We start from the raw sequence: 22556 nt of genomic DNA, 5'->3' as shown, positions 1-22556 counted from the left end.
CCTGCCGCAGCGGAGCGCCACCGACGTCACCGAGTCAGGGAGTCCGCCTCCGGCTCGGCGGACGGCGGCATGGGCGCTCCCCGCCCGTCCAGGAAACGCACGACCCGGTCGGCGAACCATTCGGGGTCGTCCAACCACGGGTAGTGCCCCGCGCCCGGCTGGACGCTGAAGTCGGCGTCGGGGAACGCGTCGGCGGCGGCGCGGGCCAGTTCGGGGCGGGGGCCGCCGTCGAGTTCTCCGGCGAGGACGAGGACCGGGGCGGTGACGCGGGCGAGTGCGGCACGGGTGGCGGGCGGGTCGTAGGCGCCGTCGGAGCCGTACACCTCGGAGGCCTCGTCGTTGTACTGCTCGTCGCCGCCCGGATGTGCCGGCGGGCCGTGTCGTCCCAGCGGCCGTAGAAGAAGGGCGCGCAGGCGGGGTCGTAGTCGGACTGCCCCGCCAGCCACCGATCGAGGGCCGCGAACGCCTCCGGGAACCACGGCTCGCCGCGCCTCAGCCGCGCCGCCGCCAGCCGCTGTTCGGCGGTCGCCGACCTGCTCAGCGCCCACGGGACGGCGGTCACCAGCACCAGCCGCGCGACCCGCTCCGGGTACCGGGCCGCGTACAGCATCGCGAGGCTGCCGCCCGCCGAGTGGGCGAGGACGTCCATCCGGTCGAGTCCCAGATGCGCGCGCAGGGCCTCCACGTCGGCCACGAGCCGGTCGCAGCGGTACGAGCCCGGATCGGCGGGCGTGGCGGAGTCGCCCGTGCCGCGCAGGTCGAGCAGGACCAGACGGCGGCGCGCGGAGAGACCGCCCAGGTCACCCAGGTACGCGGAGGCCTGCATCGGGCCGCCGGGCAGGACGACGAGCGGGGCGCCCTCGCCCCGCAGGTGGTAGGCGAGCTCGGTCCCGTCGATGGCGGTGAGGGTCGGCATGTGCCGATCTTCACCGGCGGCGGAACGACTCCGCAACGGAGTTCCAGAAAATGCGGCCGGACCTCTTGCCTGCACCGGGACGGCCTGAATTACTGATCCCGAACACCTCGACCGAATGATCGGTAGTCCGGATTGATGCGGTTGGTTAGGGAGAAGTCCCCATGGCGGATGCGACCGAGCTGCTGGACGCGGGGGAACGGCTGGACGCCGAAGCGCTGCGGGCGCTGCAGCTGGAGCGGCTGCGGGCCTCACTGCGGCACGCCTACGAGCACGTGCCCTTCTACCGGGAGTCCTTCGACAAGGCCGGCGTCCGCCCGGACGACTGCCGGTCCCTGGCCGACCTGGCCCGCTTCCCGTTCACCGCGAAGGCCGACCTGCGCGAGAACTACCCGTACGGCATGTTCGCCGTGCCCCGGGACCGCATCCGCCGCATCCACGCCTCCAGCGGCACCACCGGCCGCCCGACGATCGTCGGCTACACGGACAACGACCTCTCCCTGTGGGCCGACGTGGTGGCCCGCTCGATCCGCGCCGCGGGCGGCCGGGCCGGCGACACGGTCCATGTTGCATACGGATACGGCCTGTTCACCGGCGGGCTGGGCGCGCACTACGGCGCCGAGCGGCTCGGCTGTACGGTCGTCCCCGCGTCCGGCGGTATGACGGCCCGTCAGGTGCAGCTGATCCAGGACCTCGCACCGCGGATCATCATGGTGACGCCGTCGTACATGCTGACGCTGCTCGACGAGTTCGAGCGGCAGGGCGTCGATCCGCGCTCCACCTCGCTGCGGGTGGGCGTGTTCGGCGCCGAGCCGTGGACCGAGGAGATGCGGCGGGAGATCGAGGAGCGGTTCGCGATCGACGCCGTGGACATATACGGACTGTCGGAGGTGATCGGCCCGGGTGTCGCTCAGGAGTGCGTGGAGACCAAGGACGGGCTGCACATCTGGGAGGACCACTTCTATCCGGAGATCGTCGACCCGATCACCGGTGAGGTGCTGCCGGACGGCGAGGAGGGCGAGCTGGTCCTCACCTCGCTGACCAAGGAGGCGATGCCGGTCGTGCGGTACCGCACGCGCGATCTGACCCGGCTGCTGCCGGGGACCGCGCGGGTGTTCCGGCGGATGGAGAAGGTCACCGGGCGCAGTGACGACATGGTGATCCTGCGCGGGGTGAACCTCTTCCCGACGCAGATCGAGGAGATCGTGCTGCGCACGCCGGGCGTGGCGCCCCACTTCCAGCTGCGGCTGACCCGAGAGGGACGTATGGACGCGCTCACGGTACGGGCCGAGGCCCGCCCGGATGCCGCACCGGGGGTCCGCGACGCGGCCGCGCGGGCCATCGCGGCGGCCGTGAAGGACAACATCGGTGTCTCGGTGGCCGTCGAGATCGTCGAACCGGAGTCACTGGAACGGTCGGTGGGCAAGATCCGCCGAATCGTGGACCTGCGACGCACGTGACCGGGGGACGGGGTCCCTGTCAGCCCGTGGCACACGTGCCCGAGGGACCGGAATCCCCGTCAGCCCGCGACGCACGAGACCGAGGGACGAGAGTCCCTATCCGCCCGCGTCCCGCACGCCCGGCCGACAGAGGCTTCTGTCGGCCAGCGCCCGCTCTCCAGGCACGGCAGAGCCCCTGCCAACCCGCGCCCGCGCGCCACGCACGACCGATGTCCCTGTCAGCCCGGCGATGCGCTCGCCGGGACGGCGGAGGGTGCTGTCAACCCGGCGAGCCGGTCGCGGGCGAGGACGCCAGAGCGGGCCGGGTGATACCGGACAGGTCTCGGTAGACCACGCTGTTGCGGTCGCTGACGGAGCGGCCGAGCGCGTGGTGGGGCCACAGGCCCCCGGCCATCCGCCGGCTGCGCTCGCCCCACTCCAGGGCCTCGGTGCCGCGCGCCTTGAAGAAGTTGAGGGCGTAGCCGCCGGTGTGGATGCGCAGCAGGCTGAAGCCGCCGGGGTACTCCTTGGCGGCGCCGACCTCCTGCAGGGCCACGTGCGGCGCCTGCGGCAGCACGGTGCGCTTGTTGCGGTGGGTATGGCCGGCGTGGTGCAGGAAGACGCCCGGGGTGGCGGCGTAGGCGTCCAGGATGGCCCGGGCCTGACGGCGGCCCAGGCGCTGGCCGGCGCTGACGGGGAAGAGCGAGTCCCGTACGGTCAGCGGATGGTGGCCGAAGACGACGGTCGGCTGCTCCCGCTGCTCCCGCAACCGGCTGCGGAACCAGGCCAGTTGCTCGGCGCCGAGACCGCCGGAGTCGGCGCCGTTGCCGCGCTTCTCGTATGTGTCGAGCCCGATGACGCGCAGTCCGCCCAGGTCGCGCTCGAAGTACCCGGGCTCGTCGGGCCGGCCGAAGCCGCGGCGGAAGGTGTCGCCGTCGGACTCCTCGACCGCCGAGGGCCGGTCGTGATTGCCCCGGACGACGAAGTAGTCCCGTCCGTGCGTCCCGAAGCCGTCCAGGATGCCTCGGGCCCGCGCCAGGTCGGCGGCCGAGCCGCCGGCCGAGATGTCGCCCGCGGCCAGCAGCACGTCGGCCCCGCGTCTGCGGGCCTCCTGCACCAGGGCGCGGGTCATGAGCTCCGGGTAGGGCGTGAGCCCCGGTTGCTGCGAGATTCCGCGCATGAAGGGGATGCCGCCCACGAGCCCGGCGGTGGTCTCGCCGAGGTGCAGGTCGTTGCAGAGCGCGAGGGAGATCAGATGCCGGCCGGGCGGGGGCAGGGGCGTGGTGAAGGAGTACGGGCCGCCGTGCGAGCCGAGGCCGTGCAGGGAGGTTCCGGCGGCGTTGCCGCGGATCAGGTGCAGCGCGGTGGGCCGGGCGGCCACGCCCCGGGAGCGGGCCTGGTAGTAGTACGTCTGCCCGGGCTCCAGCCCGGTGAGTTCCACGTGATGGTGGGCCGTGGGCCGGTCCTCGCCGGCGACCCGGTTGAGCCGGCCGGGATGGGTGCCGTAGACGACCTCGCCCTCCGTGAGGGCCGGCAGCATGTGCCCGAAGCCGTCGTCGGTGCCCGCCAGGCCGGTGTACCAGGTGATGATCGCGCGGTCCTCGATCAGGGTGACCAGTTCCAGATGGACGGCGGCGATCGGCTGGTGGTGCGGCAGTCGGGTGCGGGCGGCGGAGACGGCGCGCAGCAGCGCCGGGGCGAGCAGTGCTCCGGAACGCAGCACCTCACAGGGGCCGGGGACTCCGGCGAGGGCGGCGAGAGGAGCGGGGAAGCAGCAACGCATGCCTGGTTTGTGCCCTCCTGCCGTAAACAGGAGCCATGCTACCGGCGGGGTACCGGGTACGAAACGGGTCTTTCCTGTGCATCGCATCACGTGCGCGGGCCGCGCCGCGTCAGGTGCCGAGGCGGTCCCGCAGCTCCCGTTTCAGGATCTTCCCGCTGGCGTTGCGCGGCAGTTCGTCCACGAACACCACCCGCTTCGGGGCCTTGAAGTGCGACAACTGCTCGCGGGTGTGGGCGATGAGCTCCTCCTCGGTGACCTCGCCGCGCGGTACGACGACCGCCGTGACGGCCTCGACCCACCGCTCGTCGGGCAGGCCGATCACGGCGACCTCGGCGACCGCCTCATGGGTGTAGAGGGCGTCCTCGACCTGGCGTGAAGCGACCAGGACGCCACCGGAGTTGATGACGTCCTTCACCCGGTCGACGATCGTGTAGTAGCCGTGCGGGTCGCGCACCGCGAGGTCGCCGGAGTGGAACCAGCCGTCCCGGAAGGCCTCCGCGGTCTCCTCCGGCTTGTCCCAGTAGCCCTCGCACAACTGCGGGGAGCGGTAGACGATTTCACCGGGGGTGCCGTCGGGGACGTCCTTGCCGTCCTCGTCGACCACGCGGGCGTCGACGAAGAGCACGGGCCGGCCGCAGGAGTCCATGCGGCCCTTGTGCTCGTCGGGGGCGAGGACAGTGGCCAGGGGGCCGATCTCGCTCTGGCCGAAGCAGTTGTAGAAACCGAGCTCGGGCAGCCGTTCGCGCAGCCGCTCCAGGACGGGCACCGGCATGATGGACGCGCCGTAGTAGGCCTTGCGGAGGCCGCTCAGGTCCCGGGTGGCGAAGTCGGGGCGGTTGGACAGGCCGATCCAGACCGTCGGCGGCGCGAACAGGCTGTCCACGCGGCCCGCTTCGACCAGGTCGAACAAGCGGTCGCCGTCGGGTGCGTCGAGGATGATGTTGGTCGCGCCGACGGCAATGTACGGCAGCAGGAACACATGCATCTGCGCCGAGTGGTAGAGCGGCAGGGAGTGCACGGGGCGGTCACCGGCGGACAGGTCCAGGGCGGTGATGGCGCTCAGGTACTCGTGGACCAGCGCGCGGTGCGTCATCATCGCGCCCTTGGGCAGTGCGGTCGTACCGGAGGTGTACAGCAGCTGCACCAGGTCCTCGGTGCGCGGCTCTGGGCCGTCGTACGCGGGCGCGGTCGCGAGCCGGGCGAGCAGGGAGTCGTCGGCGTCGCGCAGCCGCAGGGTCCGGACGCCGTCCGCGAGCCGGTCCGCGAGGTCGGGGTCGGTGAGGACCAGGGAGCTGCCGGACTGGCCGACGATGTAGCCGAGGTCGTCGCCCGTCAGGTTCTGGTTGACCGGGACGTGGACGAGGCCGGCGCGGGCGCAGGCGAGGAAGGCGATCAGGTAGGCGTCGGAGTTGTGGCCGTAGGCGCCGACCCGGTCGCCGCGCTCCAGCCCCAGGCCGAGCAGGACGCTCGCCGCGCGGGAGACGGCCTCGTCGAGTTCGCCGTACGTCCATGACCGCTCGCCGTACTCCACCGCGACCCGCGCGGGGGTGCGTCGGGCGCTGCGCCGCAGCACCCCGTCAACCGTGCTGCCGTGTCCCTGCGTCATGACTCATGATCCTCGGCCCGCCACTCAAGGAGGTCAAGCACCCGGCCGAACGACACCAGCGCACCAGCCCGCAGGCACGCTCAACAGCTCCTTCCCCCAACAACGTTGGGAGGCACCTTGCGCACCCGTACGAGACGACTGGTCGTCGGGACCCTCGCGTTACTCACCGCCGCGACCGCACTCCCGGCCGCCGCGCCACAACAGCACGAACAGTCCGGGCAGCACGGACAGCGACGGCCCTCGCACCACGGCTGTCCGCCGTCATCCGCTACCGGCCGGCGCGCAGTCGTCCGGGGCGGCGAACGCATCCCGGTTCCGGGCGGCTCGGGGCGGCTCGGCGTGTTCAACGTGCTCGAGCCGGCCTGGGACGCGGCGAACGGCGGGTACACGGAGGTGCCGTTCGGATCGAGTCACCTCCAGGCCGTCGGCTTCGACGGCGGTCGCTGCCCCGGTGGCCCGCACCCTGCCGTCGTACTCCTGACGGACGTTCACACCGGGCGGGTGCGGCCCTCCCAGTACGGGTCGCGCAACCGGCGTTTGTAGAGCTTGCCGTTGGGGTCGCGGGGCATCTCGGCGATGAAGTCGACGCTCTTGGGGCGTTTGTAGCCGGCGAGTTGTCCGGCGCAGTGGGCGAGGAGGTCGGCGGCGAGGTCCGGTCCGGGGTCATGGCCCGGGGCCGGTTCGACGACCGCCTTGACCTCCTCGCCCCAGTCGTCGTGCGGGATCCCGAAGACGGCGGCGTCGGCGACGGCAGGGTGGGCGAGCAGGGCGGACTCGATCTCGGCGGGGTAGATGTTGACGCCACCGGAGATGATCATGTCGATCTTGCGGTCGCGCAGGAAGAGGTAGCCGTCCTCGTCGAGGTAGCCGAGGTCGCCGACGGTGAAGAAGTCGCCGATGCGGTTCTTCTTCGTCTTGGCCTCGTCCTTGTGGTAGGCGAAGCCGCCGGTGTTCATCTTCATGTAGACGGTGCCGAGTTCGCCGGGCGGCAGCCGGTTGCCGTCGTCGTCGAAGACGGCGAGTTCGCTGATCGGCCAGGCCTTGCCGACCGTGCCGGGCTTCTTCAGCCAGTCCTCGGCGGTGGCGAAGGCGCCGCCGCCCTCGCTGGCCGCGTAGTACTCCTCGACCGAGTCGCCCCACCAGTCGATCATGGCCCGTTTGACGTGGTCCGGGCAGGGGGCCGCGCCGTGGATGGCGTGCCGCATGGACGAGACGTCGTAGGACCGCCTGACCGGCTCGGGCAGGGCGAGCAGGCGGTGGAACTGGGTCGGGACCATGTGCGTGTGGGTGCACTGGTGGGCGTCGATCAGGCGGAGCATCTCCTCGGGTGTCCACTTGTCCATCAGGACGAGACGGTGCCCGATGTGCAGGGACGCGCCCGCGAACTGCAGTACGGCCGTGTGGTAGAGCGGCGAGCAGACCAGGTGGACGTTGTCGTCGAACGGTTTGACGCCGAAGATGCCGAGGAAGCCGCCGAGATACGCCTCCTCGGGGCGCTTGCCGGGCAGCGGGCGGCGGATGCCGCGGGGGCGGCCGGTGGTGCCCGAGGTGTAGTTCATGACCCAGCCGAGCTCGCGGTCGGAGGGCGCAGAGTCCGGCTGTCCGTCGAGGAGTTCGGCGTAGGGGCGGAAGCCCTCGACCGTGCCGACGGCGTAGCGGTGCGTCGTCGGGAGGCCGGCCTCGTCGGCGGCGTGGCGGGCGGGAGCGGCGAAGCGCTCGTGGGAGATGAGGACCTTGGCGCCCGAGTCGGCGACGATCCAGCCGATCTCCGGGCCGACGAAGTGGTGGTTGATCGGGACGAGGTAGAGGCCCGCCTGGCTGGCGGCCAGGTAGGCGGTGAAGAACTCGGGGCCGTTCGGCAGGACGACCGCGAAGGCGTCCCCGCGCTCGAGGCCGGCGGCGCGCAGGCCGTGGACGAGGCGGTTGGTGGCGGCGTGCAGGCGTCCGGCGGTCCACTCCTCGCCGTCGGGTGCGATCAGGACCGTGCGGTCGGGGTCGTGGGTGGCCTGGGCCCAGAATCCGGCGGGGGGCGTGCTGGTCACTTGCCGCTCCTTCCGGCGATGCGGTTGACGCGGTCGACGGCTTCCTCGAAGCCGCGGGTGAGGTCGTCGAAGACGGCCTGGACGCTGCGTTCGCTGGTCATCCGGCCGACGATCTGCCCGACGGGCGTGCCGAGCAGGGGCGTGACCTCGTACTTCTGGATGCGGGTGAGGGCCTCGGCGACGAGCAGGCCCTGCAGGGGCATGGGGAGGGTGCCGGGGCCGTTGGGGTCGTCCCAGGCGTCGGTCCACTCGGTGCGCAGCTGCCGGGCCGGTTTGCCGGTCAGGGCGCGGGAGCGGACGGTGTCACCGGAGCCGGCGGCGAGCAGTTTCCTCGTCACCGCGGGTGCGGAGAGGTCGGCCTCGGTACAGGTCAGCCAGAGGGAGCCGAGCCATACGCCCTGGGCGCCGAGGGCGAGCGCGGCGGCGGCCTGCTGTCCGCTGCCGATGCCGCCGGCGGCCAGCACGGGCAGTGGGTCGACGGCCTCGACGACCTCCGGGGTGAGCACCATGGAGGCGATCTCGCCGGTGTGGCCGCCTGCCTCGTAGCCCTGGGCGACGACGATGTCGATGCCGCCCTCCTTGTGCTTGACCGCGTGCCGGGCGCTGCCCGCGAGGGCGGCGACGAGGACGTCGTGCTCGTGGGCGCGAGCGACGACGTCGGGGGGCGGGGAGCCGAGGGCGTTGGCGAGCAGCCGTATCGGATAGTCGAAGGCGACGTCGAGCTGGGTGCGGGCGACCTGCTCCATCCACCCGGTGATGCGCCACCCGGACGCCTCCCCCTCGGCCAGCTCCGGCACGCCGTACTTGGCGAGGGTGTCCTTGACGAACTGCCGGTGCCCCTCGGGGATCATCGCCTCGACGTCGGCCTCCGTGACCCCTTCGACCTTCTTGGCGGGCATGACGACGTCGAGGCCGTAGGGCTTGCCGTCGACGTGGGCCTCGATCCAGTCCAGGTCGCGTTTGAGCTCGTCGGGGGCGGTGTAGCGGACCGCGCCGAGCACACCGAAACCGCCGGCCCGGCTGATGGCCGCGGCGACGGCGGGGAACGGCGTGAAGCCGAATATGGCGTGCTCGACTCCCAGTGTGTTGCTCAGCTCCGTCTGCATGGGCGCAGGATGCCGCAGTCCTCCGGCCGACGGAAGACCTTTTCTGACGCGCCATCAGATTTTCTCCGGCGCCGGACCCATGCGGGCGGGCCGGCGCCGGTACGACTTACGACGGGTCGTCAGATGTCGTGCCCGGGGCGCTCGAACGGGTCGAAGATCTCGTCGTCCCGCCGGACCACGCACAGGGCCCAGATGATGAACCCCGACATCGCGATCATCACGACCGACCACACCGGGTAGTACGGCAGCGAGAGGAAGTTGGCGATGATGATGAGCGCTGCGATGCCCACCCCGGCGACACGGGCCCAGGTCATGGCCTGGAACAGCCCGAAGCTGACGAGCACGCCGACCGCGCCCAGGATCAGGTGGATCCAGCCCCAGCCGGTGAGGTCGAACTGGAAGACGTAGTTGCGGGTGTTGACGAAGATGTCGTCCGAGGCGATCGCCATGATGCCCCGGAAGACGTCCAGCAGTCCGGCGATCATGAGCATCACGGCCCCGAAGGTCATCAGCCCGCCGGCCCAGGCCTGCCTGGTCGCGTGTGCGTGTGCCGGGTGAGTGGCGGTCATGGCGCTGCCTCGATTCCTGTCGTCCGGTGTGCCTCAGAGGTGGTCGGCGGAGGAGCCGACGCCACCCGCGCGGCCGGAGGCGCCCGAGCCGCTGAGGACCAGTTCCTTGGCCCGGCGGTAGTCGTCGTCGGTGATGTCGCCGCGGGAGCGCATCTCGGACAGCTTGGCGAGATCGTCGACGCTGCTGGTGCGGCCGCCGCCGCTCTTGGCCGTCTCCCGTACGTAGCTGTCGAAGGCCTCCTGCTGTGCGCGCGCCTGTGCGATCTCCCGGCGCCCCATGTTCTTGCCGCGGGCGATCACGTAGACGAAGACACCCAGGAAGGGCAGGAGGATGACGAACGCCAGCCAGCCCGCCTTGCCCCAGCCGCTCATCTCGTGGTCGCGGAAGATGTCGACGACGATCCGGAAGAGCAGGACGAACCACATGATCCACAGGAAGAACCACAGCATGGACCAGAAGACGCTCAGCAGCGGATAGTCGTACGCGAGGTACGTCGGCGCGTTCATGGCTCTCCTCCGTCCCGGGCGGCCGCCCGGCCGCCTGTCTCTGCCTTCTCAGCGTGCGCACGGCAACCCCGCGGGGCATCACCCCGGGCGGGTGAGTCCGGGGGCGGCCGCCGCGGCCCGGCGCAGCGCGGTGCGCCAGGCCAGGGCGAGGGCGAGTTCGGCGGCGCCCAGCAGGACCAGCCACACCCCGAGCAGCCGGGTCAGGGCGCGGGCCGAGGCGGTGGGCGTGGCCAGCACCAGGATTCCGGCGACGCAGGCGAGCGCCGCGGCGCCCAGGACGAAGCCGCGGTGCGGGAGGTCCCGGGCGGCCAGCGCGGTGTACGCCGTCAGGATGCCGCCGACCAGCCAGACCGCCCCGACGATCAGGGACAGCGTGGCGACGGTCTGCAGCGGGTGGCGCAGGCACAGCACGCCGGCCAGGACGAACAGCACCGCCACCAGCAGGGCGGGCAGTCGTTCGCCGTGCTCACGGCGGGAGAAGGCCGCGACGAACCGGAACACGCCGACCACCAGCAGGTACAGCCCGATCAGCACCGCGAGGACGTGCAGTGTCTCGTCCGGCCAGACCAGGACGAGGATGCCCGGCACCAGCGTGGCGACCGCCGTACCGAGGATCCAGGTCCACGAACCGCCGAGACCCGCGAGGACGTCCGCCGGGTCGCCGGGCGGCGCGGGCCGCGCCGGGTCGCCGGGCGGGTACTCCGGTCCGGTACGGGGTGCCGGGCCACGCGACACGGTCATGGCGCCTCCTGGCGTGATCGGGGGACCGCGACGGGCCGCCGTCGGGACCGTGCGCACGGGACTCCCACCCGGCCAGCGTCCCGCCCGCCCGCGGTCGCCGGGTCACCCCTCACGGGTGATCCCCGTGTGCGGGTGCGGCGGTGAGGTGGGGTGAGGACCCGTTGCCGGAGGTGTCGCCATGTCCGCACACAGCCCGTTCACGTCCACCCTGTCGGTGCCGGACAGGGTCTCCTACGGCAAGGGCGAGCGCGGCCGTCTCCCGCGGTCGAGCCACGGGCGGTTCGAGCCGGGACCGGAGCGGCCGGACCCGATCGCCGTGATAGAGCGTCAGTCCGCCACGCGGGTGCCCGAGTTGGTGCCGATCCGCTACGGCCGGATGCTCGAGTCGCCGTTCCGTTTCTACCGGGGCGCCGCCGCCATCATGGCGACCGACCTGGGCGCGCTGCCCCACAGCGGCCTGCGCGTGCAGCTGTGCGGGGACGCCCATCTGCTGAACTTCCGGATGCTGGCCTCTCCGGAACGGCACCTGGTGTTCGACATCAACGACTTCGACGAGACGTTTCCCGGTCCCTTCGAGTGGGACGTCAAGCGCCTCGCGGCCAGCTTCGTGATCGCGGCCCGCGCCAACGGCTTCGCGACGGCGGAACAGGACAGTGCCGTCAAGGTCTGTGTGTGCGCCTACCGGGAGCGGATGCGGCAGTTCGCCGGCATGCGCACCCTCGACATCTGGTACGCCCAGGACGACGTGGACATGCTTCGCGGGCTGATGGCCTCCTCGATGGACAAGAAGGAGCGCCGCCGTACCGCGCAGGCGGCGGAGCAGGCGCGTACCCGCACCCATATGCAGGCCTTCGCCAAGCTCACCCGTGCCACCGCCGAGGGCCGGCGCATCACCCCGGACCCGCCGCTGATCACCCCGCTCGCGGACCTGCGGGCCGACCCGGGCGAGGAGGGACGGGAGAAGGAGCTGCACACCCTGGTGGAGGACTACGCGCCCACGCTGTCCTCGGAGCGCCGCCATCTCCTGCGTCACTACCGGCTGGTCGACATGGCCCGCAAGGTGGTGGGCGTCGGCAGCGTCGGCACCCGCTGCTGGATCCTGCTGCTGCTCGGCCGCGACGACGACGATCCCCTGCTGCTGCAGGCCAAGGAGGCGCAGGAGTCGGTGCTCGCGGCCCACGCGGGCGGCGAGGGGTTCGACAACCAGGGCCGCCGGGTGGTGACCGGACAGCGCCTCATCCAGACGACCAGCGACATCTTCCTCGGCTACACCCACGTGGTCGGCCTCGACGGCCGGGAACGGGACTTCTACGTGCGGCAGCTGCGGGACTGGAAGGGCATCGCCCGGCCCGAGACCATGGACCCGGACATGCTGAACCTGTTCGCCCAGGTGTGCGGGGCCTCGCTGGCCCGGGCCCACGCCCGCTCCGGAGATCCCGTCGCGATCGGCGCCTACCTGGGCTCCGGCGACGGGTTCGACCGCGCGCTGGTGCGGTTCGGGCAGGCCTACGCCGACCAGAACGAGCGGGACTACGCGGCACTCCGGGTCGCCGTGGACTCCGGCAGGCTCACCGCGGAGACGCTCTGACGCCAGGCCGGTCACTCGGGCACCTGGCACATCTCGACCACGCGTCTCGACCACGCGCAGCGCGGGCGTTCAGTGCGTCAGAAGGATCTTGAGCAGGATGATCAGCAGACCGAGCACCAGGTTGACCACGGCGGTCACGGCCACCAGTGGCCAGCCGGCGCCGGCGCGCCGGGCCGCCGCCATCGACCAGCCGATCTGACCCGCGACGGCGACACAGAGCGCCAGCCAGAGCGCGCCCTGGAGGTCCAGGCCCAGCAGGGGGCTGACCGCCACCGCCGCGGCCGGCGGCACCGCGGCCTTGACGATCGGCCACTCCTCCCGGCAGACCCGCAGGACGACCCGGCGATCCAGCGCCTGCCGGGCCAGCCGGGCGCCGAACAGCTGCGCGTGCACATGCCCGATCCAGAAGACCAGGCCGGTCAGCAACAGCAGCAGCACCAGCTCCAGGCGCGGGAACGAGTCCAGCGTGGCCGCCCCGACCACCACGGACGCGGCGAGCATGGAGCCGTAGACGCCGCCCGTGTAGTCGGAGGCGGCCCGGTGCTCCGTACTCCGGGCCCCCGGCGTGATCCGGTCGGTGCGGGACATGGCGTTCGTCTCCTCCTCAGCTCGCGCCGCCGACGGCCGGGGCCGCCGCCCCTGCCTTCGGCTGCCGGGCCCGCGCGGCCGGGGCTCCCGGCAGGCCCGGGGTGACCAGGAAGCTCGCGAGGGTGATGCCGCCGGCGGCGAGGATCGCCGCCTTCAGCCCGTCGAGCTGGGCGGAGGCGTACGAGTCCGTGAGCGCGTCGACCTCGCTGGGCGGCAGTCCGGCGCGTTCGGCCGCCGCGTGCACCTGGTCGGTGGAGACGAAGCTGATGCCGGACTCGAGGGCCACGCTCGTCTCGTGACGGGCCTGCTCCGAAAGCCGCGGGTTGTTCTCCACCTGGGTGGTGAAGGCGTGGGCCAGCGCGCCGACGAGCAGCGAGCCGATGAGCGCGGTGCCCAGCGCCGAGCCCAGGTTCTGGGCCGTGAACTGCAGCCCGCCGGCCTCGCTGCGCTCCTCCTCACCGGCGCTGGACTGCACGACGTTGCCCAGCTGGGAGGCGAGCAGCCCCATGCCGATGCCCAGCACGGCCATGGCGCCGGCGAACTGGGCGTCGTCGATGACCGGGTCGATGGTGGCCAGCAGCCAGATGATCGCCCCGGTCAGGGTCAGCAGCGCCAGCCGGACCACCCGGCGTGGACCGATGACACGCCCCAGCCGGGAGGCGACCGTCGAGGCCGCGAGCATGGTGACGGAGACCGGCAGCAGGCGCAGCCCGGTCTGGAACGCGTCGAAGCCCTGCACGACCTGCAGATACAGCGGGATGGCGAAGAACAGGCCCAGCAGGATGAGGTTCTGGCTGAGCAGCGTCAGCAGCCCGGACCGCAGGGCCGGCCGGCGCAGCAGCACCAGATGGACCAGGGGGTCGGCCGCGCGGGCGTCCCTGCGGTGCTCCCAGCGCACGAACACGGCCAGGACTCCCACGCCGGCGCCCACGACGAACAGCGTGGGCGCGAAGCCGAACACGGTGAAGGGCGGATTGCGGGGCTGCACCCAGCCCCAGGAGCCGCTCTGCAGCACGCCGAGCACGCCCAGACCGAGGCCGGCCGCCGAGAGCACGGCGCCGAAGACGTCCATGTGCGGGCGCGGCCCGCTCCGCGGGACCTCCGCGATCGCCTTGCGGAACAGCAGGACGGCGACGACGACCACCACCTCCCCGGCGAAGACCAGCCGCCAGGTCAGGTACGTCGTCACCCAGCCGCCCAGCAGCGGGCCGACCGCGATCCCCGCGCCGGCGAGCCCGCCCACAACCCCGTAGGCGACGGCCCGCTCGCGTCCCCGGTAGGACTCCGCGACCAGGGCCGCCATGGCGGGCAGCACCATGGCGGCGCCGAGCCCCTCGATCACCGACCAGCCCACGGCGAGGACCCAGAGGGTGGGGGCCAGCGCGGTGACGAGGGATCCGGTGCCGTAGACGGTCATGCCGAGCAGGAACACGCGGCGGCGGCCCCACATGTCCCCGAGCCGACCACCGATGATCATGAACGCGGCCATGACGAGGGCGTACAGCGTGATGACCGCCTGGATGGCGGTGACCTCGGTGTCGAAGTCCTTGACCAGCTGGCTGATGGAGACGTTCATGACGGAGGTGTCCAGCACCATCAGGAACTGGGCCGTCCCCAGAACGATCAGAGCGCGCCAGTGTCGCATGATGTCCACCTCGCCGAAGTCGGCCCCCGGGCGCAGGTTCCGCCCCTCCCATCGGAGCCGATGGACCGGCCCGCCGCCTCACCCGCCGCGGGCGAGACGCGGTGGTCACGGCAGGTGGGCGCCTCGTCCTGTCGCCGCGCGCGCCGTCAGGACGGGCTGGTAGTAGCCGCTGGTCCCGGGCATGTGCCAGGTGACGTCCGTGAAGCCGGCCCGGGCCGCCGCGTCCGCCACCTCGTCCCGGGTCGCCGCCCGGGAAGTGGTGTGCCGTACCCGGACCTGCCAGCCCGGTCCGTCGGGTATGAGCTGGAAGTACTCCTGGTCGTAGCGCTCGCCGTCCTCGTGCCAGTGCCACAGCTGGAAGGTGATCGACCGGCCGTCCGGCCCGTGGGAGACCTGGGGCGGCGAGGAGGAGGGGCGGGTGCGGCGCAGCTCGTCGTAGTCGCGGAGGGTGAGCAGGAGCAGGCCGTCGTCCGTCAGGACGCGCCGCATGGCGCCGAGTGCCGCTCTCACGTCGTGGGCGGTCAGCAGGTGGGCGAGGGAGTTGTCGGCACAGACGACGACATCGAAGGCGGCCGTCCGGAAAGGGAGTTGACGCATGTCCGCCGCCACGGTCGCAAGGGCCGTCCCGCGGGATTCGGCCTCGGTGGCGGCGCGAGCGGCGGCCACCGGGCTCAGGTCGCTGCCGACCACCCGGTGCCCGGCGCGGGCCAGGCCGATCGCCTGGGTGCCGATGCCGCAGGCGCAGTCCAGCAACCGGTGCGGTCCCGGCCCGAGTTCGCGGCGGATCATGGCGTCCAGCACGGCCGCCTGGCGGACCATGCTCGCCTCCCAGTCCGGGAAGACGCGGTGGTAGTCGGCGGCGAGCGAGTCGTAGAAGTCCCGTGCCGAGCCGGTCACTCGCCGGTCGCCTCCAGCACCGCCATCGCCGCGTTGTGCCCCGGCACCCCGCTCACTCCCCCGCCGCGCACCGCGCCGGCCCCGCACAGCAGCACGTTCGCATGCCCCGTCTCCACGCCCCAACGGCCGCTGTCCGTACCGGAGTAGGGCCAGGACAGCTCCCGGTGGAAGATGTTCCCGCCGGGCAGCCGCAGGTCGCGCTCCAGGTCCAGCGGGGTCTTCGCCTCGATGCAGGGGCGGCCGTCGGCGTCGGTGGCGAGGCAGTCGGCGAGGGGTTCGGCGAGGTGGGCGTCGAGCTGGGCGAGGGTCGACTTGAGGAGTTCCTCGCGTACGGCGTCGTTGTCCCGGTCGAAGAGCCGGGCCGGGGTGTGCAGGCCGAACAGGGTGAGGGTCTGGTAGCCCTGCTCGACCAGGTCGGGGCCGAGGATCGTGGGGTCGGTGAGCGAGTGACAGTAGATCTCGGAGGGCGGCGCGAGAGGAAGCCGGCCCGCGGCGGCCTGGGCGTGGGCGGTGGCGAGCTGCCGGTAACCCTCGGCGATGTGGAAGGTGCCGGAGAACGCCTCGCGGGGGTCCACCGACTCGTCCCGCAGCTTCGGCAGTCGCTTGAGCAGCATGTTGACCTTGAGCTGCGCGCCCTCGGCGGGAGCGGGCGGCGCGTCACCGGTCAGCTCGGCGAGGGCCTGCGGGGAGGCGCCCACCAGGACGTGCCGGGCGGCGACGGTGCCCTCGCCGTCGGCCGTGCGGTAGGTGATCTCGGCGGTTCGGCCGTCCGTGTCGATCCGTACCGCCTCGTGCCCGGTGGCGAGGACGGCACCCGCGTCGCGTGCGGCGCCGGCCAGGGCGTCGGTCAACGCGCCCATGCCGCCGACCGGCACGTCCCACGCGCCCGTGCCGCCGCCGATGACGTGGTAGAGGAAGCAGCGGTTCTGTGCCAGGGACGGGTCGTGGGCGTCGGCGAAGGTGCCGATCAGGGCGTCGGTGAGGACCACGCCCCGCACCAGGTCGTCGGCGAAGCGGTCCTCGATCGCCACGCCGATCGGTTCCTCGAACAGGGTCCGCCAGGCTTCCTCGTCGTCGACGCGGCGGCGCAGCTCCTCCTGGTCCGGCAGGGGCTCGGTGAGCGTGGGGAAGACCCGCTCGGCGACGCGGCCGGTCATGCCGTAGAAGCGCTGCCAGGCCTCGTACTCCCGCTCGGAGCCGGTCAGCCGGGCGAAGGCCTCGCGGGTGCGCCGCTCCCCGCCGCCCACCAGGAGTCCGGTGGCCTTTCCGTCCCGCTCCACGGGTGTGTACGAGGAGATGGTGCGGGCGCGGACCCGGAAGTCCAGGCCCAGGTCCCGGACGATCTTCTTCGGCAGCAGGCTGACCAGGTACGAGTAGCGCGACAGCCGGGCGTCGACCCCGGCGAACGGACGGGTGGACACCGCGGCTCCCCCGGCGTGCTCCAGCCGCTCCAGGACCAGCACGGAGCGTCCGGCCCGGGCCAGGTAGGCGGCGGCGACCAGGCCGTTGTGCCCTCCGCCGACGATCACGGCGTCATAGGTACGGTGCGTCGCGGGTCCCTCGTGTGCAGGCATGCTTCTTGGTAACACGCGATGATCGTCAGCGGCCAGGGGTGTACGGCGATACGGACCCCGGAGCGTTCAGCGTCCGCGGGAGGACCGCTGCTGGCGCAGGACCGCCACCCGGCGGTACAGCTCGCCGGCCTCGGCGCCCCGGCCGAGCTGTTCCAGGCAGTGGGCCTCGTCGTTGCGGCTGGCGAGGGTGTCGGGGTGGTCGGGGCCCAGGACGCGCTCGCGGGCGGCGGCCACCCGGCGGTACTCGGTCAGGGCGTCGGCCCACCGGCCCAGCCAGCCGAGACCGACGGCGACCTCGCGGCGGCTGACCAGGGTGTCGGGGTGTTCGGGACCGAGGACGCGCTCGCGGATCGCGCAGACGTCGCGGGACTCGGCGAGGGCCTCCTCCCAGCGGCCGAGCCGGCCGAGGTTGACGCCGAGGCCGTGGCGGGCGCGCAGGGTCTCGGGGTGGGTGGGGCCCTGGACGCGGGTGCGGTCGTCGATCAGCTCGCGGTAGAGGGTGAGCGCCTCCGCGCTGCGGCCGAGGCGGCCCAGGCTGATGCCGACCTCGTAGCGGGCGGCGAGGGTGTCGGCGTGGTCGGGGCCGAGGGCCCGGGCGCGGGCCTCGGCGACCTCGCGGTAGGTCTGCAGGGCTTCCGGCCAGCGGCCCAGCTGGCCGAGCGCGTAGGCGACCTCGTAGCGGGTGACCAGGGTGTCGGGGTGGTCGGGGCCGAGCACGCGGGCGCGGGCGGCGGCCACCTCGCGGGCCATGCGGTACGAGTCCTCCAGGCGCCCGAGTCTGCTGAGGTTGAAGGCGAGGTTGTGCCGGCAGCGCAGGGTGTCGGGGTGGTCCGCGCCCATCCCCCGCTCCCGGGCGGCGAGCACCGACTTGTACACCTCGTGGGCGTCGAAGTGGCGGCCCAACTGGCCCAGCACGTACGCCATTTCCTGGCGGGCGGCGAGGGTGTCGGGGTGGTCGGCGCCCAAAGCGCGGGTTCTCGCGGCGGCCACGTGCTTGTACTCCTGCAGCGCCTCGGCGGCGCGGCCCGTGCGGCTGAGGGTGAAGGCGACCTCGTAGCGGCTGGCGAGGGTGTCGGCGTGGTCGGGGCCGAGCAGCCGGGCGCGTTCGGCGGCGACCGCCCGGTGCACCTCGCCGGCCTCCGCCCAGCGGCCGAGTCTGCCGAGGCTCAGTCCGGCGTTGTGCCGTCCGGCCAGGGCGGCGAGCGTCTGCGGGGAGGGGGCGGAGGGCCCCTCGGGCGCCGGCTCCTCCGCGTGGCCGTGAGCCGGCCGGGCGATCCACTCGCCGGTCAGCCCGGCCCCGGCGTCCGGCGGGGTGGTGCTCAGCCCGGCTCCGGTGGCCTTGTGGCCGGTGGTCATCCCGCGCGTCCAGGACGGCAGCCGGGGCTCGCGGGAGGGGGCCTGCTCCGGCGGCCGGAGCACCGGCTGCGGGGTCACCACGGTGGGCACGTACGCCGGTGTCGTGCGGCCCATGCTGATGCGCCGGCCCAACTCGCGGGCGTCGTGCGGGCGTTGCTCGGGCCGCTTGGCCAGCAGGTCGAGGATGACCTTCTCGAGGTACTCGGGCAGTTCGGGGCGCTGGGTGCGCGGCGGGCGGGGCGGGGTGTCGCGGTGGCCGACGAGAATGGCCCAGGCGTCGTCGAGGTCGAAGGGCGGGGCGCCGGTGGCGATCTCGTAGAGCACGCAGCCCAGCGAGTACAGGTCGCTGCGCTGGTCGACCTCCGAGCCGCCGATCTGCTCCGGGGACATGTAGTGCGGGGTGCCCATCGCGATGCCGGTGCCGGTGAGCCGGGAGGTGAAGCCGATGTCGTGGCCGAGGCGGGCGATGCCGAAGTCGCAGATCTTCACCGTGCCGTCGGTGAGCCGCATGATGTTGGCGGGCTTCAGATCGCGGTGCACGATGCCCTGCCGGTGGGTGTAGGCGAGGGCGGCGGAGACCTGGTCGGCGATGTCCACGACGTCGGCCACCGGCAGCGGGTGGTGCTCGTTGTCGTCCAGGAGCTGGCTGAGGTTGCGGCCCTCCAGCAGCTCCATGACGAGATAGAGGACGCCGTCGTCCTCGCCGAAGTCGTGCACGACCGTCACCCCGCGGTGTTGCAGCGCGGCGGCCACGCGGGCCTCACGGCGGAAGCGTTCCCGCAGGACCCGGGTGAAGGCCTGGTCGTGGTGGGGGCCGAGGGGCCTCAGGCACTTCACGGCGACGTGCCGGCCCAGCGACTCGTCCCGGGCCCGCCACACCTCGCCCATACCGCCCCGCCCGATCAGGTCGAGCAGCCGGTAGCGGCCGTGGATCAGCCTGCTGTCCCCCATCTCGCGCGATCGCCCCCCGTACGGTTCGTCCCGCCCTCCCCTGGCTCGTCCAGTATGGCCAGCTGTCGTCCGAGTTTGTACGGTGCGGGGCGCGCGCCCGGGCCGAGGCGTGCCATGGCGCGCAGGATGTGTTTGGGCGGGAGTTGCCAGCGCACACGTGCGGGAACGCGGCGCAGCAGGGTGCCCGTGGCACGCAGTCGCCGAGTGACGGCGGCGGGTTTCGGGGCCGGTCTGCCGTACAACTCGTGGGCGTACGGCGGCAGGGCGGCGTACGCCAGGTGTGCCACGCGCCGCCACAGCACCTCGCGCGCCGGGACGAGCAGGGGGTGCGTCGGCGGGCGGAGCAGGAAGTCGTCCACCGCGCGTGCCTCGGGTCCGACGGCGAGCTCGGGTCGCACCCTCTCGAAGTAGGCGTTCATCTTCCGCTGGTCGGCCGGTACGGCGTCGGGGTCGAGGCCCACCAGGCGGGCACTCTCCCGGTGTTCGGCGATGTAGCGGTCGGCCTCGGCGTCGGTGAGGCGGAACCCGGAGCGGCGCAGGACCTGCAGATACGAGTCGATCTCGGCGCAGTGCACCCAGAGCAGCAGCTCTGGTTCGTCGACGCCGTACCGCTCACCGGTGTCCGGGTCGGTGGCGGACAGCATGCTGTGGATCCTGCGGACGCGGGCGCCCGCGCGTTCGGCGGCCTCGGTGGTGCCGTAGGTCGTCGTACCGACGAAGTCGGCCGTCCGCATCAGCCGGCCCCAGGCGTCCCTGCGGAAGTCGGAGTTCTGCATGACGCCGCGCACCGCGCGCGGGTGCAGGGCCTGGAGGTACAGCGCGCGGATGCCGGCGACCCACATCATGGGGTCGCCGTGCATCTGCCAGGTCACGGAGTTCGGGGTGAACAGCCCGGGATCGCCCATGAGCGCAGGCTAACGCCGTACGCGCGGCATCCCCAGACCGATCCAGGAGATGATCTCCCGCTGGATCTCGTTGTTGCCGCCGCCGAAGGTGAAGATGACCGCCGAGCGGTAGCCGCGCTCCAGTTCGCCGTGCAGGACCGCGCCCACCGAGCCCTCCTTGAGCTCTCCGGCCGCGCCGACGATCTCCATCAGCCAGGCGTAGGCGTCGCGGCGGGCCTCGGAGCCGTAGACCTTGACCGCGGAGGCGTCCTGCGGGGTGAGGGTGCCGTTCTGGACGGCGCCCACCATCTGCCAGTTGAGGAGCTTCATCGCGTCCAGCCTGGTGTGCGTCTGGGCCAGGCGGCGGCGCACCCAGGGCAGGTCGACGACGCGGCGGCCGTCGGCGAGCTTGGTCTCCATGGCCCAGCGCTGCACGTCGTGCAGGGCGCGGATGGCCATGGTGCCGTGGGCGGCGAGGGTGACGCGCTCGTGGTTGAGCTGGTTGGTGATCAGCCGCCAGCCCTGGTTCTCGGCGCCGACCCGGCGGGTGACGGGGACACGGATGTTCTCGTAGTAGCTGGCGGTGGTGTCGTGCGAGGCGAGGGTGGTGATGACGGTGCAGGAGTAGCCGGGGTCGGTGGTCGGCACCAGCAGCATGGTGATGCCCTTGTGCGGCGGGGCGTCCGGGTCGGTGCGGGTGGCCAGCCACACCCAGTCCGCGGTGTCGCCGTTGGTGGTCCAGATCTTCTGCCCGTTGACCACGTACTCTCCCCCACTCTCGGCTTCGCTCGAGCGGGAGGTGCCCCCATCGTCCCGTACGGCGCGCGTCTTCAGCGAGGCGAGGTCCGTGCCCGCGTCGGGCTCGCTGTAGCCGATGGCGAAGTCGATCTCGCCGGAGAGGACCTTGGGCAGGAAGTAGGCCTTCTGCTCGTCCGTGCCGAACTGCATGATCGTCGGGCCGACCGTGTTCAGCGCCATCAGCGGCAGGGGGACGCCCGCCTGGGCGGCCTCGTCGAAGAAGATGAACTGCTCCATCGCCGTGAGCCCGCGCCCGCCGTACTCCTCGGGCCAGCCCACCCCGAGCCAGCCGTCCGAGCCGAGGCGGCGGATGGTCTCGCGGTAGAAGCGCTTCTGAGCGGCCGGGTCGCCGTGCCGGGCGTAGGCGTTGTCGGGCACCAGCTCGGCGAAGTACGAGCGCAGTTCGGTGCGCAGCCGCTGCTGCTCGGGCGTGTATTCGAGGTGCACGGCGCCTCCAGGCCTCCCAGTCCGGTCCTGACGGCGCACACCGTAGAACGTGTTCCAGAAATTGGGAATGCCGAGAACCGGGCCGGTGCCGGAGCGCCTGCCGGCGAGGTGGGTCCACATGCGGCCCCGGGGCTCCATGCCGTCACGCCGGCCACCGTCGCCGACGCCCACGGACTGCTGCGCGCCGCCATCGCCTCCGACGGCCCGGTCGTCTTCCGCGCCGGTGCGGCGCCCGGGCCGGTGCCGGAGCGCCCAGCGTCGAGCCGCCGTGCGGTGGGTCAGTTCAGGGTGTCGAGGAAGTCCGTGCAGGCCTGCGCGCACTCCCGGCACGCCTTCGCACCGTCCTCGGCGCCCGGGTACCTGTCGAAGACATGCGCGCACTCCAGGCACACCGTGCGGCACCATTCCACCTGGATGCGCATGCCGGCCTCGTCGAGCCGGTTCTGCTCCGACAGCACACGGCAGGTCGCGTCGCACACCTCGGCGCACATGATGCCCTTGCGCCGTACGAGTTCCTGCTGTTCCGTCCCGTCCGGGTCCACCAGGCTGGCGCGCAGGGCACACGAGCGTGCGCACTCGGTGCACGCCTGCGCGCAGGCGAAGCGGTCCTCCAGGAACCGGAAGAGCTCCTCTTGCGTCGTCGTCGTTGTCACACCGTGCGGGTAGCCGGTGCCCTCGGCGTCAAACACCGGGCCGGGGCCGCTTTCGCAGGTGAGTCGGTTCATGGCGGAGGTCGGGGGTACCCGCGTGCCATGACCAACGCATCGATGGACATCGCCGCGAGCAGTGCCGCCGCCATGGGCCTGATCGCGGCCGGAGTGGTGATCGTGCTGGTGCTGATCGGCGCCTTCGTCCTGGGTGCCCGCGTCCGGCGCCGCGAGCCCGCGCCGCCGAAGCCGCACGAGCAGCCCCGGGTGCCGGACGAGGGTCCGGTGCGTGAGGTGCTGGAGAACTGTGAGCCCGACGAGGTGCCCCGCGGCGACCGCCGGCTGACCCCGCACGAGCTGCCGAACCACGGCAACTCCCCGTCCCGGACGGCCCCCTCGAAGGAGCGGCCGCGCTGGAGCGAGGGCAGCAGCGGTTCGTTCGGCAGCGGCGGCCCCGGCGGCGGCTGACCCGGAC

18 protein-coding genes and 2 pseudogenes are annotated in these 22556 nt (G+C 72.5%); 4 read left to right on the top strand and 16 right to left on the bottom strand.

Annotation, left to right across the window (positions count from 1 at the left end):
• Positions 1–26 precede the first annotated feature (26 nt).
• A pseudogene (locus tag MKW14_RS09295) lies at positions 27–916 on the bottom strand (alpha/beta fold hydrolase).
• A 161-nt stretch (positions 917–1077) separates the two neighbouring features.
• On the opposite strand from MKW14_RS09295, the gene paaK reads away from it, so the two are divergent.
• A complete protein-coding gene (gene paaK / locus MKW14_RS09290; RefSeq protein WP_240860974.1) occupies positions 1078–2373 on the top strand; it encodes a phenylacetate--CoA ligase PaaK in 1296 nt (431 codons plus the stop codon).
• Between the two features lie 259 nt (positions 2374–2632).
• On the opposite strand, the gene MKW14_RS09285 is transcribed toward paaK, so the two are convergent.
• On the bottom strand, positions 2633–4135 hold the full coding sequence (locus MKW14_RS09285) for a purple acid phosphatase family protein (protein WP_240860973.1): 1503 nt from the start codon (positions 4133–4135) through the stop codon (positions 2633–2635).
• A 109-nt stretch (positions 4136–4244) separates the two neighbouring features.
• Positions 4245–5741 (bottom strand): acyl-CoA synthetase, encoded by a 1497-nt coding sequence (locus tag MKW14_RS09280; protein WP_240860971.1) that lies wholly within the window; start codon positions 5739–5741, stop codon positions 4245–4247.
• Between the two features lie 285 nt (positions 5742–6026).
• Between MKW14_RS09280 and MKW14_RS41775 the strand changes: the two are divergent.
• Positions 6027–6219: pseudogene (locus MKW14_RS41775) on the top strand (hypothetical protein); the annotation flags it as partial.
• Between the two features lie 10 nt (positions 6220–6229).
• Here MKW14_RS41775 and MKW14_RS09275 read toward each other — a convergent pair.
• The 5 genes from MKW14_RS09275 to MKW14_RS09255 all read right to left on the bottom strand — a co-directional run bounded on the left by MKW14_RS09275 (position 6230) and on the right by MKW14_RS09255 (position 10706).
• Positions 6230–7783 carry an acyl-CoA synthetase gene (locus tag MKW14_RS09275; protein ID WP_240860969.1) on the bottom strand — a complete coding sequence of 518 codons (1554 nt, stop codon included), beginning with the start codon at positions 7781–7783 and terminating at the stop codon, positions 6230–6232.
• A complete protein-coding gene (locus MKW14_RS09270; protein ID WP_240860967.1) occupies positions 7780–8889 on the bottom strand; it encodes an NAD(P)H-dependent flavin oxidoreductase in 1110 nt (369 codons plus the stop codon). Before MKW14_RS09270 ends, MKW14_RS09275 begins: the two co-directional genes overlap by 4 nt.
• A 119-nt stretch (positions 8890–9008) precedes the next feature.
• Positions 9009–9458 carry a DUF7144 family membrane protein gene (locus tag MKW14_RS09265; RefSeq protein ID WP_240860965.1) on the bottom strand — a complete coding sequence of 150 codons (450 nt, stop codon included), beginning with the start codon at positions 9456–9458 and terminating at the stop codon, positions 9009–9011.
• A gap of 33 nt (positions 9459–9491) precedes the next feature.
• The gene (locus MKW14_RS09260; RefSeq protein WP_240860962.1) at positions 9492–9965 is read right to left on the bottom strand and encodes a PLD nuclease N-terminal domain-containing protein; all 474 of its coding nucleotides are present in this window, start codon (positions 9963–9965) and stop codon (positions 9492–9494) included.
• 78 nt (positions 9966–10043) lie between these two features.
• The gene (locus MKW14_RS09255; RefSeq protein ID WP_240860960.1) at positions 10044–10706 is read right to left on the bottom strand and encodes an HdeD family acid-resistance protein; all 663 of its coding nucleotides are present in this window, start codon (positions 10704–10706) and stop codon (positions 10044–10046) included.
• 178 nt (positions 10707–10884) lie between these two features.
• Here MKW14_RS09255 and MKW14_RS09250 point away from each other — a divergent pair, with 178 nt between their 5' ends.
• Positions 10885–12294, top strand: a complete 1410-nt coding sequence (locus MKW14_RS09250; RefSeq protein WP_240860958.1) for a DUF2252 domain-containing protein — start codon at positions 10885–10887, stop codon at positions 12292–12294.
• 69 nt (positions 12295–12363) lie between these two features.
• Here MKW14_RS09250 and MKW14_RS09245 read toward each other — a convergent pair whose 3' ends face one another.
• The 8 genes from MKW14_RS09245 to MKW14_RS09210 all read right to left on the bottom strand — a co-directional run bounded on the left by MKW14_RS09245 (position 12364) and on the right by MKW14_RS09210 (position 22087).
• Positions 12364–12882, bottom strand: coding sequence for a hypothetical protein (locus MKW14_RS09245; protein ID WP_240860956.1), 519 nt, complete (start codon positions 12880–12882; stop codon positions 12364–12366).
• Between the two features lie 16 nt (positions 12883–12898).
• The gene (locus tag MKW14_RS09240) at positions 12899–14527 is read right to left on the bottom strand and encodes an MFS transporter (RefSeq protein ID WP_240860954.1); all 1629 of its coding nucleotides are present in this window, start codon (positions 14525–14527) and stop codon (positions 12899–12901) included.
• Between the two features lie 105 nt (positions 14528–14632).
• Positions 14633–15424: a class I SAM-dependent methyltransferase gene (locus tag MKW14_RS09235; RefSeq protein ID WP_240860952.1), complete on the bottom strand. Its 792-nt coding sequence runs from the start codon at positions 15422–15424 to the stop codon at positions 14633–14635.
• A complete protein-coding gene (locus MKW14_RS09230; RefSeq protein WP_240860949.1) occupies positions 15421–16998 on the bottom strand; it encodes a phytoene desaturase family protein in 1578 nt (525 codons plus the stop codon). Before MKW14_RS09230 ends, MKW14_RS09235 begins: the two co-directional genes overlap by 4 nt.
• A gap of 66 nt (positions 16999–17064) precedes the next feature.
• Positions 17065–19305, bottom strand: a complete 2241-nt coding sequence (locus MKW14_RS09225) for a serine/threonine-protein kinase (protein ID WP_240860947.1) — start codon at positions 19303–19305, stop codon at positions 17065–17067.
• Positions 19287–20210 (bottom strand): oxygenase MpaB family protein, encoded by a 924-nt coding sequence (locus tag MKW14_RS09220; RefSeq protein ID WP_240860945.1) that lies wholly within the window; start codon positions 20208–20210, stop codon positions 19287–19289. Before MKW14_RS09220 ends, MKW14_RS09225 begins: the two co-directional genes overlap by 19 nt.
• A 9-nt stretch (positions 20211–20219) precedes the next feature.
• A complete protein-coding gene (locus tag MKW14_RS09215; RefSeq protein ID WP_240860944.1) occupies positions 20220–21434 on the bottom strand; it encodes an acyl-CoA dehydrogenase family protein in 1215 nt (404 codons plus the stop codon).
• A 278-nt stretch (positions 21435–21712) separates the two neighbouring features.
• Positions 21713–22087 carry a four-helix bundle copper-binding protein gene (locus MKW14_RS09210; protein WP_240860942.1) on the bottom strand — a complete coding sequence of 125 codons (375 nt, stop codon included), beginning with the start codon at positions 22085–22087 and terminating at the stop codon, positions 21713–21715.
• 99 nt (positions 22088–22186) lie between these two features.
• Here MKW14_RS09210 and MKW14_RS09205 point away from each other — a divergent pair, with 99 nt between their 5' ends.
• A complete protein-coding gene (locus MKW14_RS09205; protein ID WP_240860939.1) occupies positions 22187–22549 on the top strand; it encodes a DUF6479 family protein in 363 nt (120 codons plus the stop codon).
• Positions 22550–22556: the final 7 nt, after the last annotated feature.

It is taken from the genome of Streptomyces gilvus, from assembly GCF_022513565.1.
In the GTDB taxonomy this organism is placed as follows: domain Bacteria; phylum Actinomycetota; class Actinomycetes; order Streptomycetales; family Streptomycetaceae; genus Streptomyces; species Streptomyces gilvus.
This window is presented reverse-complemented; position numbering and strand designations above follow the sequence as displayed.